This is a genomic window from Bradyrhizobium sp. CCBAU 53421 (genome assembly GCF_015291625.1).
Taxonomy (GTDB): Bacteria; Pseudomonadota; Alphaproteobacteria; order Rhizobiales; family Xanthobacteraceae; genus Bradyrhizobium.
This window is the reverse complement of sequence record NZ_CP030047.1, coordinates 8,881,067-8,893,684: the sequence shown is the minus strand read 5'-3', so window position 1 is coordinate 8,893,684 and position 12,618 is coordinate 8,881,067. Positions and strand designations below refer to the sequence as shown.

14 protein-coding genes are annotated in these 12,618 nt (G+C 65.3%); 10 read left to right on the top strand and 4 right to left on the bottom strand.

The window, feature by feature from the left end:
- Positions 1–10 precede the first annotated feature (10 nt).
- From XH92_RS41165 to XH92_RS41140, 6 genes are all read left to right on the top strand, one after another.
- Positions 11–814, top strand: coding sequence for an ABC transporter ATP-binding protein (locus XH92_RS41165; RefSeq protein WP_194457123.1), 804 nt, complete (start codon positions 11–13; stop codon positions 812–814).
- Positions 811–1,599, top strand: coding sequence for an ABC transporter permease (locus tag XH92_RS41160; protein ID WP_194457122.1), 789 nt, complete (start codon positions 811–813; stop codon positions 1,597–1,599). The genes XH92_RS41165 and XH92_RS41160 overlap by 4 nt, the downstream gene beginning before the upstream one ends.
- Positions 1,599–2,582, top strand: a complete 984-nt coding sequence (locus XH92_RS41155) for a 2-hydroxyacid dehydrogenase (RefSeq protein ID WP_194457121.1) — start codon at positions 1,599–1,601, stop codon at positions 2,580–2,582. The genes XH92_RS41160 and XH92_RS41155 overlap by 1 nt, the downstream gene beginning before the upstream one ends.
- Positions 2,582–3,277, top strand: coding sequence for an AprI/Inh family metalloprotease inhibitor (locus XH92_RS41150; protein WP_194457120.1), 696 nt, complete (start codon positions 2,582–2,584; stop codon positions 3,275–3,277). Before XH92_RS41155 ends, XH92_RS41150 begins: the two co-directional genes overlap by 1 nt.
- A gap of 288 nt (positions 3,278–3,565) precedes the next feature.
- The gene (locus tag XH92_RS41145; RefSeq protein WP_194457119.1) at positions 3,566–3,961 is read left to right on the top strand and encodes a YciI family protein; all 396 of its coding nucleotides are present in this window, start codon (positions 3,566–3,568) and stop codon (positions 3,959–3,961) included.
- Positions 3,962–4,048: 87 nt separating this feature from the next.
- Positions 4,049–5,332, top strand: coding sequence for an RNA polymerase sigma factor (locus tag XH92_RS41140; RefSeq protein ID WP_194457118.1), 1,284 nt, complete (start codon positions 4,049–4,051; stop codon positions 5,330–5,332).
- Between the two features lie 53 nt (positions 5,333–5,385).
- Here the strand turns inward: XH92_RS41140 and XH92_RS41135 are convergent, their stop codons facing one another.
- On the bottom strand, positions 5,386–5,823 hold the full coding sequence (locus XH92_RS41135; RefSeq protein WP_194457117.1) for a hydrogenase: 438 nt from the start codon (positions 5,821–5,823) through the stop codon (positions 5,386–5,388).
- 246 nt (positions 5,824–6,069) lie between these two features.
- On the opposite strand from XH92_RS41135, the gene XH92_RS41130 reads away from it, so the two are divergent.
- Together XH92_RS41130 and XH92_RS41125 are read left to right on the top strand one after the other, a co-directional pair.
- Entirely contained in the window at positions 6,070–7,098 is a 1,029-nt protein-coding gene (locus XH92_RS41130; protein WP_194457116.1) for a putative zinc-binding metallopeptidase, read from the top strand.
- Positions 7,095–8,129 (top strand): ATP-grasp domain-containing protein, encoded by a 1,035-nt coding sequence (locus XH92_RS41125; protein WP_194457115.1) that lies wholly within the window; start codon positions 7,095–7,097, stop codon positions 8,127–8,129. Before XH92_RS41130 ends, XH92_RS41125 begins: the two co-directional genes overlap by 4 nt.
- Before the next feature lie 72 nt (positions 8,130–8,201).
- Here XH92_RS41125 and XH92_RS41120 read toward each other — a convergent pair whose 3' ends face one another.
- The 3 genes from XH92_RS41120 to XH92_RS41110 form a co-directional block, all read right to left on the bottom strand.
- Entirely contained in the window at positions 8,202–8,474 is a 273-nt protein-coding gene (locus tag XH92_RS41120; RefSeq protein ID WP_194457114.1) for a hypothetical protein, read from the bottom strand.
- A gap of 383 nt (positions 8,475–8,857) precedes the next feature.
- Positions 8,858–9,475 carry a Crp/Fnr family transcriptional regulator gene (locus tag XH92_RS41115; RefSeq protein WP_194457113.1) on the bottom strand — a complete coding sequence of 206 codons (618 nt, stop codon included), beginning with the start codon at positions 9,473–9,475 and terminating at the stop codon, positions 8,858–8,860.
- 135 nt (positions 9,476–9,610) lie between these two features.
- A complete protein-coding gene (locus XH92_RS41110) occupies positions 9,611–9,826 on the bottom strand; it encodes a hypothetical protein (protein ID WP_194457112.1) in 216 nt (71 codons plus the stop codon).
- 55 nt (positions 9,827–9,881) lie between these two features.
- Between XH92_RS41110 and XH92_RS41105 the strand changes: the two genes are divergently transcribed.
- Both XH92_RS41105 and XH92_RS41100 read left to right on the top strand, forming a co-directional pair.
- A complete protein-coding gene (locus XH92_RS41105) occupies positions 9,882–10,880 on the top strand; it encodes a L,D-transpeptidase family protein (RefSeq protein WP_194457111.1) in 999 nt (332 codons plus the stop codon).
- A gap of 66 nt (positions 10,881–10,946) precedes the next feature.
- Positions 10,947–12,488: a serine hydrolase gene (locus XH92_RS41100; protein WP_194457110.1), complete on the top strand. Its 1,542-nt coding sequence runs from the start codon at positions 10,947–10,949 to the stop codon at positions 12,486–12,488.
- The last annotated feature ends 130 nt before the right edge of the window (positions 12,489–12,618 follow it).

The window sequence follows — 12,618 nt, the reverse complement described above, 5'->3', positions numbered from 1 at the left end:
CCGACGCGCGATGGCGGAGTCTGCGTTGTCTGGACCTGATGCCGGATCGGCCGTGCGTCTGCGCGGCGTCAGCAAGACCTATGACAGCGGCGTGACGGCGCTCGGGCCGCTCGACCTCGACGTCAGGCGCGGCGAGTTCGTCTCGCTGCTCGGCCCTTCCGGCTGCGGCAAATCCACCGCGCTGCGCCTCATTGCCGGCCTCGCCACGCCGAGCAACGGCACGGTCGAGCTCGCGCAGCACGGCGCCGGGCGGCGCGGCAGCCATCCGATCGGCTTCGTGTTCCAGGAGCCGACCCTGATGCCGTGGGCGACGGTGCGTGACAATGTCCGCCTGCCGCTGAAGCTCGCCCGCGCGCCGGCGTCGGACGCCGATGCGCGCATCGATGCGGCGCTCGATCAAGTCGGGCTGGCCGAGTTCGCGACCGCCTATCCACGCGAATTGTCCGGCGGCATGAAGATGCGGGTGTCGCTGGCGCGCGCGCTGGTCACCGATCCCGATATCCTCTTGATGGACGAGCCGTTTGCCGCGCTCGACGAGATCACGCGCTTTCGTCTCAACAACGACCTGCTGTCGCTGTGGCGCAATCTGCACAAGACCGTCATCTTCGTGACGCACTCGGTGTTCGAGTCGGTTTATCTCTCGCAGCGCGTGATCGTGATGACGGCGCGGCCGGGACGGATCGGCGCCGAGTTTCGCATCGCCTCGCCCGAGCCGCGCGGCGAGGAGTTCCGCACCTCGGCCGAGTACGCCGCGTTCTGCCGCGAGGTCTCGGGCGCGCTGGCGCCGTCCTATGCAGGGCAGGCGGGCGCATGAAGTCTCCGCAGGACCTCGTTCGTTTCCTGCTTCCGGTCGTGGTGCTTGCCGCGGGCCTCGTGCTCTGGGAAGCCATCGTTCGCGCCTATGGCATCCAGCCCTATGTGCTGCCGAGCCCGCTCCTGGTGCTGAAGACGCTGGTTGCGGACTGGCCGGTGCTGTCGCAATCGCTCGGCGTCACGCTCTTGACCACGCTCGAAGGCTTCATCGCCGCCGCGGTCGGCGGCGTCGTGCTGGCGCTGCTGTTCAACCAGTCGAAATGGCTGGAATATTCGCTGTTCCCCTATGCCGTGGTGCTGCAGGTCACACCCGTGATCGCGATTGCGCCGCTGCTGCTGATCTATCTGCAACAGCAGACCGCCGTGATCGTCTGCGCCTGGATCGTGGCGTTCTTTCCAGTGCTGTCGAACACCACGCTCGGCCTCAGCTCGGTCGATCGCAACCTCGCCGGATTGTTTCAACTTTATGGCGCATCCAAGCTGCAGACGCTGCTGTTCCTGAAGCTGCCCGCAGCGCTGCCCTATATCCTCGGCGGCCTGCGCATTGCCGGCGGGCTGTCGCTGATCGGCGCCGTGGTCGCGGAGATCGCGGCGGGCAGCGCCGGCGCCGGCTCGGGCCTTGCCTTCCGGATCGCTGAATCAGGCTACCGGCTGAATATTCCCCGCATGTTTGCAGCACTTCTGCTGCTATCGCTGGCCGGGATTGTCATCTATGGGGTGCTGGCGCTAGTTTCGCACCTTCTGTTGCGGCGTTGGCATGAAAGCGCGTTAGGAAAGGACAGTTGATGGCCCCGATTTCTTCCGAAAAGATCGATCTCCTGATCTATGGGCCGATCCGGCCCATCCTCGAAAACGGCTTTTCCGATCAATACGTGCTGCACCGGGCCGAGAGCCGCGGCGACCTCGAGCGCCTGACGCCCGACACGATGGCCAAGATCCGCGGCATCGCCGTCACCTATCACACGATGGCGACCGACAAGACCGCGATGGCGATGTTTCCGAAGCTCGAGATCGTCGGCAGCTTCGGCGTCGGCTACGATCACGTCGATTCCGCCTATGCGCGGGATCACAATATCGTGGTCACCAACACGCCTGACGTGCTGACCGAGGAGGTCGCCGACGTCGCGATGGGGCTGTTGATCGCGACGCTGCGCGAGTTCGTCAAGGCGGACCGCTATGTGCGCTCCGGCCTGTGGCAGACCCAGAATTATCCGCTCAGCGTCGGCTCGCTGCGCGATCGCAAGATCGGCATCGTCGGCATGGGCCGGATCGGCCAGGCGATCGGGCGGCGGCTGGAGGCCTCGCGCGTGCCGGTGTCCTATCATTCGCGCAATCCGTCCAAGGACGTCTCCTACAAGCACTATCCCGATCTGATCGAGATGGCGAAGGCGGTCGATACCTTGATCGTCATCGTGCCGGGCGGCGCCTCGACGGCGAAGATGATCAATGCCGACGTGCTGAAGGCGCTCGGCCCGCGCGGCGTGCTGATCAACGTCGCGCGCGGCTCGGTGGTCGACGAGCCGGCGCTGGTCGCGGCGCTGAAATCCGGCACCATCCTCGCCGCCGGTCTCGACGTGTTCGCGGCCGAGCCGAACGTGCCGGACGAGTTGAAGGCGATGCAGAACGTCGTGCTGCTGCCGCATATCGGTTCGGCCTCGGTGGTGACGCGTAATGCGATGGACCAGCTTGTGGTCGACAACATCACGAACTGGTTCGCCGGCAAGCCGCCGCTGACGCCGGTTGCCGAAACCCCGGTGAAGGGCCGCTGATGATCCTGTCCCGCTTCAACGTCGTGCTGTGTCTGTTGCTGGCCGCGTGCGGTCCGGCAGCCGCGCAGGACGTCTCGACGTTGAAGAAGGACATGATCGGGCAGTGGGAACTCGCCACTACCGAGCGCAGCAAGACCTGCGTCGTGACGCTGAAGAGCGATGCGACGCCGCAAGGCTTCAAGCTCGAGCTCGAGCCGGCCTGCGCCGCCGCGCTGCCCTTCACCAAGGACATCACCGGCTGGAGCATCAAGGGCCTCGGCGACATCGTGCGGTTGCACAACGCGGCAGGCGAGGCGGTGATCGATTTCACCGAGGTCGAGACCGGCATCTTCGAGGGCATGCGCACCAACGAGGGCGTCTACATCCTGCAAAATCTCGCAGCCGCCCGCTCGCTCGCCAAGTCGATGGACCAGATGATCGGCGACTGGTCGATGGTGCGCGGCAACGGCCAGGCGATCTGCGCACTGGTGCTGACCAATACCGAGGCCGGCAACGACAATTTCCAGGTGTTCCTGAAGGGCAAGTGCGACCCCGCGATCGCGGCGTTCAACCCGACGCTGTGGCGGCTGGATCACGGCCAGATGATCCTGATGTCGCCCAAGGGCGAGACCTGGCAGTTCGAGGCCGACGACAACGCCCAGTGGCGCCGCGTCCCCGACAGCGCCGACCCGCTGATCATGCTGCGGGAGCAGTAGGGGACAACGCGCATCTGAACCTCCCCTTGAAAGGGGAGGTCGCTTTGCTTGTAGCGCAAAGCGGGTGGGGATCTGCTCTCTCCGCTTGCAGCTTTGCCTGCGGCCGACCCCCATCCCGACCTTCCCCCTTTCAGGGGGAAGGAGAAGGGGCCTTGGCCCAGATGTTGTCTTTCGCCCCCAAAATATTTCCCTTTTCCTTGTCGATCCGGCATGCCTCGGATCGTCGTCCCCTATAGCGAGCCGGTTTGCGGCGATTATCGTCGCTTCTCGCCCAACAGGAGTTTTCCGATGCGGTTCATGTATATCGTCACCTCCACCCAGCCCCCGCGCCCGCCGACGCCGGCCCTGATGGAGGCGATGGGCAAGCTCGCCGAGCGGGAGATCAAGGCCGGCCGCATGATCGACACCGGCGGGCTGTTGCCGGTCGCGATGGGGGCCCAGGTCCGCATCACCGACGGCAAGCTCAACGTCATCGACGGGCCGTTCGTCGAGACCAAGGAGATGATCGGCGGCTACGCGATCTTCGAGCTCCGCAACAAGGAAGAGGCGGTCGCGGCCGCGGTCGAGTTCATGCAGCTGCACAAGGAGCATATGCCGGGTTGGGACGGCACCTGCGAGGTGCGCCCCTTTGCCTCCCCGGGCGTCGACGGCGCCTGCCAGGTCGACGTGTCCGCCATCGCTTGATGCGCAGCGGACAGGGCGCGTTCACGCGAGGCGGTCTCCGGTTCGCGTGAACAGGGCGCGTCCGGGCGGCAATCCAGGTCGGCGGCAATGACGGCCGCCGACATCCAGGCGACGATCCTTGCGGTGTGGCGCATCGAGCAGCCACGGCTGATCACCAGTCTGTCGCGGATGCTGCGCGACGTGCCGCTCGCCGAGGATCTGACCCAGGAGGCGCTGATCGCGGCGCTCGAGCACTGGCCGCTCAGCGGCGTGCCGGAGAAACCGGGCGCCTGGCTAATGGCGACCGCCAAGCGGCGCGCGCTCGATCATATCAGGCGGAGCCGCATGCTGGCCGAGAAGCACGGCATGCTGGCGCATGATCTGGTGCGGGAGCAGGAGACCATGCCCGATTTCGATTCCGCGCTCGACGACGATATCGGCGACGAATTGCTGCGGCTGATCTTCACCGCCTGCCATCCGCTGCTGTCGCGCGAGGCCCGCGCCGCGCTGGCGCTTCGCATGATCTGCGGCCTCACCACCGAGGAGATCGCGCGCGCCTTCCTGCAGGCGGAGGCGACCATCGCCCAGCGCATCGTGCGCGCCAAGCGCACGCTGTCGGAATCCGGCCTTGTCTACGAGACGCCGCGCGGCGAGGATTTGTCCGAGCGGCTCGCCTCCGTGCTCGAGGTCGCCTATCTGATCTTCAACGAGGGCTATACTGCGGCGAGCGGCGACGAATGGCTGCGGCCGCAGCTCTGCAACGAGGCGCTGCGCATCGGCCGTGTGCTGACCTCGATCGCACCATCGGAGCCGGAGGCGCACGGCCTGCTGGCGCTGATGGAGTTCAACGCATCGCGGATGGCGGCGCGCACCGATGCGGCCGGCGAGCCGATCCTGCTGATGGACCAGAACCGCGCGCTGTGGGATCGCCTGCAGATCCGCCGCGGCCAGCTCGCGCTGGCCCGCGCCCGCGAGCTCGGCGGCGCCGGCGGCTTCTATGTGCTGCAGGCCGCGATCGCCGCCTGCCATGCCGAGGCCGACACGCCGGACGCGACCGACTGGCGCCGCATCGCCGCGCTGTACGGCGATCTCGCCGCGCTGCTGGATTCGCCTGTCATCGCGCTCAACCGCGCGGTCGCGATCGGGATGGCCGAAGGGCCGCTGGCGGCGCTCGCAATCGTCGACGGCCTCGCCGACGAGCCGGCGCTGAAAGCCTATCACCTGCTGCCGAGCGTGCGTGGCGATCTCTTGCATCGGCTGAGCCGCTTCGCGGAGGCGCGTGCCGCGTTCGAGGCTGCCGCCGCACTGGCCGGCAATGCGCGCGAGCGTGAGTTCCTCAAGCGGCGCGCCGCGGTCGCGGCGCGCGCCGCACAGAATCACGATGGTTGCTGAACAGCGCTTCGACACCAACCCGGCCGACACCGCGGCTGCCGTGCAGCGCTGGCTCAAGCCTTAGGCGCAACCGGCGCAGCCTTGCCGCGCAGTCCCCACAGCAGCAGGATCGATGCTGCGATGATCGCAAGGCCGACCGAGACGAACGCGGCGGTCACCAACGTTTCCTGCCACGCCGCGGCGTTAAGCCCGGCTGCCGTCACCGGAGAAAGTGCCCCGGTTCCAAGAATGGCGGCGAGCGTCGTCACGGCCCAGTTGCCGTAGGTCCCGCACAGCAGCGCCCAGTAGGCTGCGACGCTCGCGCGGGGCGGCAGCCTGACCTCGCTCCAGATCGCGCCGGCCGCGAGCAGGAACGTGCCGTTCATCACGCCTTCGAGATGCGCCGCGAGCGCCATCCGCACATTGCTGAAGTGCTGCTCCAGCAGGCCGGTCAACAGCCCGATCAGGAACAAGGCCATGCCGTGAAACAGCAGCCGCCGCCGATCAACCATTCTCGCCCCCTCAAATCGCCTTGCCTGAAAAACGGCCGATCATAGCAGAAAGTGCGAAGGCCCCCGTCGGCGACCTCGACCCATGGTCCGGGCGCTCGGCGTCCTGCCGACCCATGGCGGGCGCACGGGGCGGGGTTGGCGCCAAGCGGTGCGGACCAGGGCCTGCCGCAAAGGCCCGGCGGTTGTTGCCGGCGGCAACCTATGACACCATCCCGATTCCGGTTTGTTTTTGATTTTTGGAAGCCTATGCCGCGTCGCAAATATGCCTGGGAGAAGCTCACGGATGCGCAGTTGCTCGAGCAACGCCTCAGCAGTCTGAGGGTTGCGGTCGAAGGGACCTGGCTCGCGGATTGTGTCCGCACGCTCTACGAAGAGCTCGAAGAGCGCGGCATCCGGCTGCGGCCGCACACCTGGATCTCGAGCGAATGGTTCAGTCCGGCCGATGTGCCCGGCATCGCCATTCCCTTCTATCTCGCCCATCCCCGCCTGATGAAGCTCGAGAAGAAGATGATGCTCGACGTCGAGGGCGCCTCGTGGTCCGAGTGCATGGCCATTCTCCGTCACGAGGCGGGCCACGCCGTGCAGCACGGCTACCAGCTGCAACGCCGCCGGCGCTGGCAGCAGCTGTTCGGCCCGTCATCGCAACACTACCCGCGCTACTACCGGCCCAATCCGGCCAGTCGCAATTATGTCCAGCATCTCAGGCTGTGGTACGCGCAAAGCCATCCGGACGAGGATTTCGCCGAGACCTTCGCGGTGTGGCTGCGGCCGCGCTCGAACTGGCGGACGCGCTATGCCGGCTGGCCCGCGCTGAAGAAGCTCGAATATGTCGACGAGCTGATGGGCGAGATTGCCGGCGAGCGGCCGCAACTCGCGACGCGCGAGCGGGTCGATCCGCTGCATACGCTCAAGCAGACGCTCGGCGAGCACTACAGGAAGAAGCAGGCGTTCTACGCCTTCACGCCGCCGAAGACCTACGACCGCGATCTGTCCAAGCTGTTCTCCGCCGATCCGCGGCATCACCGGCATCCGCCGGCCGCGTCCTTCATCAGGCGGCACCGTGCCCAGGTCAGGCAGCTGGTCGCGCGGTGGACCGGCGAGAACCAGTTGACGCTCGATGCCGTGCTCGACGACATGATCTCGCGCTGCCGCGAGCTCAATCTGCGTGCCGTCGGCCCCGAGCAGAAGCTGGTGACCAACTTCACCATCCTGCTGACGGCCAAGACCATGCACGCGCTGTTCGGCCCGTCGCGCCGCAAATGGATCGCGCTATGAAACGCTTTCGCATTCTGGTGCTGATGCACCCGGACTGTGTGCCGCCGGACTCCAGCGACGGATACTCCGCGCGGGAAATCAACGAGTGGAAAACCGAATACGACGTGGTGAGCACCCTGCGCGCCGCAGGTCACGAGGTTCGTCCGCTCGGCGTGCAGGAGGAAATCAAGCCGGTGCGCGACGAGATCGAGGGCTTCAAGCCGCACGTGGTGTTCACGCTGCTGGAGGAGTTTCACTACGACGTCGTGTACGACCAGCACATCGCGAGCTATCTCGAGCTGATGAAGATCCCCTATACCGGGTGCAACCCGCGCGGCCTGATCCTGGCGCGCGGCAAGGATCTGTCCAAGACGCTGGTGCATCACCGCCGGATCCCGGTGCCGGCCTTCGCCGTGTTCCCGATGCGCCGCAAGGTCAAGCGGCCGCCGCGGCTGGCGCTGCCGCTGATCGTCAAGAGCCTCAGCAGCGATGGATCGCTCGGCATTTCGCAGGCGTCGATCGTCGATACCGACGAGAAGCTCGCGGAGCGCGTCGCCTTCATCCATGAGCGGATCGGAACGGCGGCGATCGCCGAGCAGTTCATCGAGGGACGCGAGCTCTATGTCGGCGTGATAGGCAACAACCGGCTGCGCGTCCTGCCGGTGTGGGAATTGAAGTTCGGCAGCATGGGCGGCCCGGCTGCGCGCCAGATCGCCACCGAAAAGGTCAAGCACGATACCAGCTATCAGGAGCGTATCGGCATCGCGGACGGACCGGCCGAGGATCTGACGCCGGAGCTATCCACCCATATTCAACGGCTGGCGAAGCGCATTTACCGGACCCTGGGACTCGATGGCTACGCGCGCATCGACTTCCGCCTGTCCACCACCGGCGTTCCATATTTCATCGAAGCCAATCCCAATCCCGAGATCGCGAAGAGCCAGGAGTTCGCGACCGCCGCCGGGCATGACGGACTGGGTTACCCGGACCTGCTGCATCGGATCGTGACACTCGGCATCAGCCGCGCCAAGGCCGGCGTATCGCTGGGCTGAACCAGCGCGGTCGATTCTTGTTTCGACGCGTTTTCTTCACGCGAACCGGTGCCCACTTCGCTCGAAAACGCTTTAAAGGCTGCGCTGCATCAAATGACGCCGCGTGTCCCTGGGGATGAACATCGCAAACGTTTCCCTAACGCGGGCTGCCGGCGTCGCGGTGGCCGTGGCGGCGGGAGCAGCTGCCGCTGCCGGATGAAACGCATCGGGTTCCGGCCAGCGCCGCGCAAAGACGTCGCTTACCGGAGCCGCCATCAGCAAGCCGTCGCTGCGGCATGCATCGTAAGCGTACAAACCGGCAAGAAAAATCGATACGACAACAAGGATCGTCCTGAAAATCGGCATTGTGATTGCGCCTTCTTGATTGAGGCGAACAATGCCCGGCGACGGTGAACCGCGCGTTTAGCGCGCCGGTCGATCGGCCGATACGGTTCCCAACTCATGAACGGGAGCTTGCGTAAACGGCTCGCTTACCAATGCTTTCAAGGTTGCGGCAACCAGCTTTCCTCACCAGCCTGCAAGGAGTCTCTGGCATCAAGGGACCCAAGAAAAAGACTGAGGAGGCAACCATGTTCGTCGCCATTCGAGTCATGATCCTGATCGCCAGTGCCTACGCCGGCTCGGCCGTTGCAGAAATGCAGTTCGCGCCGCTGCCGAGCCTTGCGGCGTCGTCCGCGCCGTAGCGCCGGCACGAATTCCCGGCGCGGCCTATGCGCGAACGGCCGTCATCAGCGCGCGGCCGCGACAACTCCGATCGAGCGGGCTGCGTTCTCGGTCATCCGGGTCGCCGTCAGTCGCAGGAAATACAGCGACAGTCCTGGATTGCGTTCGCACAGTTTCCTCAGAGCGCCGTCGCTGATCCACAGCAGATCCACGTCGGTTGCTGCCAACGCCGTCTGCGTGCGGCGCCGCTCAAGCGAAAACAATCCGATCTCTCCGAATAATTCGCCCGCCGATACGCTTCGATCGATCTCGGGAAACCTGACCTCGCCCGATGCGACCATGTACAGCAGATCGGCGTCGTCGCCTTTCCTGAAGATGGTTTCTCCTGCCTTGATGTGCTTCGGCCGCATGAACGGCTGCAGCCAGTTCGGGGAAAGGTCCGTTGCGGCGGCGCGATTGGCCTTCCGCAGCAGCCGAACCATCTGGAACAGCAACACGATGTTCAACGGAAGCAGAATAATGTGCAGGATGAGCACCGGGTAGATCCGGTCGCCCAATCCATAGCTGATGAATGCCAGGTTGCTGAATATCGCGACGGCGCGCAGGCTCAACATCGTGTTCATGCAGAACGTCAACAACACAAGAGCCGACGCCAGGTAACCCAAGCCATCAACGACTGTCATGACAGCACTCACCGGAAATGAATTGCAAGCAAACCGATCTGAAAACGGCCAGCAACATACACCAGCGCGTCCGGTTTATTGAACCGAAATGTAGTCGGCCCGCGCTTGCGGCGGTGCACGCGTCGTGACGCGGCCTCAGCTCGACGAACGCGCGCGCGAGGCCACGCGAACGGCGCGGCCCCTGGTGGTCTTTGCCTTGCCTGTGACGATAGCCGGGCGTGCCTTGCCGAGCCGCGCTGCTCCGGTCGAGCCTGATCTGAGCAGGAGTGCGAGCCGCTTGCGCGTGCGGCTGGCGGCGGACCTTGCGGCCTGCTGGGAGGCGGCCTCGGAGGCGGGCGCCGCTGTTTGCATTGGAACTTCGACGCCTTCCGCAACTTTACGGAATGTAGCCACGTTGGGATGCGCGATGTTCCGACATTTTTTGGTTGTGCGTTTTGCCTTTGTCCTTTTGCTTGTCTCCGCTGCCCCGACGGTGGCGGCGGGTCTCGATGCCGCTGGGATCAACGACGCGGCGGCGCCAACAGGAAAATTGCCGGGTCGCCCGCAAATCAGCGCCTCCATTGCCAAGCTCGAGATTCTGCTCGATCGCGCGCATTTCTCTCCCGGCGAGATCGACGGCAAGCTCGGCGAGAACGCGCAGAAGGCGCTCACGGCGTTCGCCGCAGCGAATGGATTGTCGTTCGACAAGGCCGTGACAGCGGAGCTCTGGAGCAGGCTCGCTGCTGCCAGCGAAGGACCCGCGGTCGTCAACTACACCATTGCCGATGCCGACGTGAAAGGTCCGTTCCTGGCGAAGGTCCCCGCGAAGATGGAGCGTATGCAGGACCTGCCCGCGCTGAACTACACCAGCGCGCGCGAGGCGCTGGCCGAAAAATTCCACATGAGCGAGGCGTTGCTTCAGGCGCTCAATCCAGGGCAGAAATTCGACAAGGCCGGTGCCAGCATCGCGGTTGCCAACGTTCTCGACACTGGCGCGTCAACGCCGGTTGCTCGCGTCGAAGTCGACAAGACGCGGCAGACGCTCAGCACGTTCGATACCGCTGGAAAGCTCACCGCCTTCTATCCCGCAACGGTCGGCAGCACGGAGAAACCGACGCCGAGCGGCACGCTGAAGGTGACCGCGGTCAACAAGAACCCGACCTATCGCTACAATCCCAAATACAAATTCAAGGGTGTCAAATCAACGAAACCGTTCACGATCAAGCCCGGCCCCAACAACCCGGTCGGCTCGGTCTGGATCAATCTCTCGGCGGAAGGTTACGGCATCCACGGCACGCCCGATCCCGGCAAGGTCTCCAAGGCCGCGTCGCACGGCTGCATTCGGCTGACCAATTGGGATGCGCAGCATGTCGCGGCCGGTGTCGCCAAGGGGACGCCGGTGACGTTCGTGGAGAGCACGCAATAATATTGACAGGCATGCAACTGCTCGCGGATTGTGCCAGCCTCACACATCGCATCCGACGAGGCGCGCATGCATCTCAGACGGCTGGTCATGTCGATCCTGAGCGGGCTGTCGGTTGCCGCGCTGCTCTGGACGGGCGCAGCCCGCGCGGAAGGCGCCGCCGATCCGGTGTGGCCGACCCGGCAGTGGCAGACCACGACGCCGGAAGAGCAGGGGATGGATTCCGCCGCGCTGGCGCGGCTCGTCAATCATGGCGCTGCTCACAGTTTCGATAGCCTGCTGATCGCGCGTCATGGCCGGATCGTGCTCGATGCTTACTACGCGCCGTACACGCCGGAGATCCCGCATCTCTTCAATTCCGTCACCAAGGCCGTGACCGGCACGCTGGTCGCAATGCTGCTCAAGGACAAGGTGCTCGACAGCCTCGACCATCGCATGGTGGATTTCTTTGGCGACCGCACCATCGCTAATCTCGATGACCGCAAGCGCGCGATCACGATCCAGACCATGCTCGACATGACCTCGGGGATGGCCTGGACGGAGGGCGTCGAGGGCGGCAGGCCGGACTCGCTGATCGAATGGGGACGCAGTCCCGATGCGATCCAGTTCATCCTGGACCGTCCGATGGCGAAGGCGCCGGGCGAGGCGTTCTACTACAACACCGGCAATCCGCAGCTGCTGGCCGCGATCATCAACAAGCTCACCGGCGTGAGCGCGCGCGACTATGCGGTGACGAAACTGTTTCGCCCGCTCGGGATTGCCGCGCCCTACTGGCACAGCATCGGGCCGGGGCTGACGCAGGGCGGCGGCGGGCTTCTGCTCGCGCCGCGCGACGCCGCAAAGATCGGGCTGCTCTATCTGCATGACGGCGAATGGGAGGGGCAACAGCTGCTGCCGCGCGGCTGGGTCGATCGCATCAGCCATGCGACGGCGGACATGCACGCCTCGTTCGATCCGTCCCTGCGCTACGCCAATTTCTTCTGGGTGATGCCGAAGCAGCAGGCCTTCATGGCGGTCGGCGACCGCTGTCAGCTGATCATGATCTTCCCCGCGCTCGACATCGTCACGGTCGTGACCGCGCGCGACTATTGCTCGTTCGGCAAGATGGCCGACGACATTTCCGGCGCGGTCAAGTCCGACACAGCGCTGCCGGTGAACTCCGCCGGCGGCAATCAGCTTGCCGCGGCGCTGCGCGATAGCGCGGCGGAAAAGCCGTCGGCGGTCGGTGCCGTGCCCGAGACCGCCGTCGCCATCTCGGGCAAGACCTGGCGCTTTCCGGCCAACGGCCTCAATCTGCGGGCGCTGACGCTGCATCTGACCGATCCGTCCCCGCACTATGAGCTGGAGACGGCGATGCCGGTGACGGAATTGGCGGGACCGATCGGGCTCGACGGCACCTACCGCCTCGGCCAACCGACGCCGCTCGGCGTGATGGCGCTGAAAGGGACATGGCAGGACGGCCGGACGTTTGCGATCGACATGCGCCTGGTCGGCGGCGACACCGACCGCAAATGGCTGCTCTCGTTCGAGAGCGGCAAGGCCCGGCTCAGCGGCAAGGATCGCTTCGGCCACGATGTGCAGGTCGACGCTGAAGCGCAGGGCGCGCAGTAGCGATCTGTCACTCCCCGAGGCGCAATTGCGCACCAGGCAGGGACGACAGCGGTGTGTGCCGCGAGTGTCCGTCCCTTGCGCGCGCGTTGCGCGAGAATGCGAAGCTGCGTCCTCATCTTTAACTGTCATC

Bases quoted from the DNA above. Each gene is read 5' to 3' on its own strand.
- XH92_RS41165 (WP_194457123.1), top strand. From the start codon at position 11: ATGGCGGAGTCTGCGTTGTCTGGACCTGATGCCGGATCGGCCGTGCGT.
- XH92_RS41125 (WP_194457115.1), top strand. From the start codon at position 7,095: ATGAAACGCTTTCGCATTCTGGTGCTGATGCACCCGGACTGTGTGCCG.
- XH92_RS41135 (WP_194457117.1), bottom strand. From the start codon at position 5,823: ATGGTTGATCGGCGGCGGCTGCTGTTTCACGGCATGGCCTTGTTCCTG.
- XH92_RS41110 (WP_194457112.1), bottom strand. From the start codon at position 9,826: ATGCAAACAGCGGCGCCCGCCTCCGAGGCCGCCTCCCAGCAGGCCGCA.
- XH92_RS41115 (WP_194457113.1), bottom strand. From the start codon at position 9,475: ATGACAGTCGTTGATGGCTTGGGTTACCTGGCGTCGGCTCTTGTGTTG.
- XH92_RS41160 (WP_194457122.1), top strand. From the start codon at position 811: ATGAAGTCTCCGCAGGACCTCGTTCGTTTCCTGCTTCCGGTCGTGGTG.
- XH92_RS41140 (WP_194457118.1), top strand. From the start codon at position 4,049: ATGACGGCCGCCGACATCCAGGCGACGATCCTTGCGGTGTGGCGCATC.
- XH92_RS41105 (WP_194457111.1), top strand. From the start codon at position 9,882: ATGTTCCGACATTTTTTGGTTGTGCGTTTTGCCTTTGTCCTTTTGCTT.
- XH92_RS41130 (WP_194457116.1), top strand. From the start codon at position 6,070: ATGCCGCGTCGCAAATATGCCTGGGAGAAGCTCACGGATGCGCAGTTG.
- XH92_RS41120 (WP_194457114.1), bottom strand. From the start codon at position 8,474: ATGCCGATTTTCAGGACGATCCTTGTTGTCGTATCGATTTTTCTTGCC.
- XH92_RS41155 (WP_194457121.1), top strand. From the start codon at position 1,599: ATGGCCCCGATTTCTTCCGAAAAGATCGATCTCCTGATCTATGGGCCG.
- XH92_RS41100 (WP_194457110.1), top strand. From the start codon at position 10,947: ATGCATCTCAGACGGCTGGTCATGTCGATCCTGAGCGGGCTGTCGGTT.
- XH92_RS41150 (WP_194457120.1), top strand. From the start codon at position 2,582: ATGATCCTGTCCCGCTTCAACGTCGTGCTGTGTCTGTTGCTGGCCGCG.
- XH92_RS41145 (WP_194457119.1), top strand. From the start codon at position 3,566: ATGCGGTTCATGTATATCGTCACCTCCACCCAGCCCCCGCGCCCGCCG.